The sequence below is a fragment of the Amycolatopsis sp. SID8362 genome (genome assembly GCF_010550475.1).
Lineage (GTDB): Bacteria > Actinomycetota > Actinomycetes > Mycobacteriales > Pseudonocardiaceae > Amycolatopsis > Amycolatopsis eburnea.
Map to the genome: position 1 here is coordinate 1 of NZ_JAAGNB010000765.1, position 426 is coordinate 426.

Annotated in this window: 1 protein-coding gene; it reads right to left on the reverse strand. The window is 74.4% G+C overall.

All coding sequences use genetic code 11. From position 1 onward, the window contains the following. Window positions 1–270 (reverse strand): aminopeptidase P family N-terminal domain-containing protein (locus tag G3I65_RS23575; RefSeq protein WP_203612486.1); only part of this gene is annotated, 270 nt, incomplete at its 3' end. Window positions 271–426 lie beyond the last annotated feature (156 nt).

Sequence of the window (426 nt, forward strand, 5' to 3'; positions counted from 1 at the left end):
GACACCCAGCTCGTCAGTGGGGACGTCGGCGTAGCCGGGCGCTTCCAGCTTCGGGACGACGAGCGCCGGGGTGCCGTCCGCGGGCACGACGAGGGTGGTCAGCCGCTCGAACGAGCCACCGGCCTGCCCGAGCAGGTACCGCAGGTCGGAGCCGGACGCGATCAGCAGGGCATCGGTGCCGGCGGCGGCCGCGGCGGTGCGGGCGCGATCGAGGCGGGCGCGGAGGGCGGCGGCGTCGGGGGCAGGCGTGTGGAGGGATCGGCGCGACATGAGGGCGAGCCTAGCCGGGCGGCGGCACCGGCCGGACCGCCTGGGGCCGCGACATGCCGGGCCGGGTGACGCACCTCCCCTCCCCCGCCGGGCGCGCCTGGGGTTGTCTTGAATGACTCATTCAGGACCTCCGAAGACCTGAATGACTCATTCAAG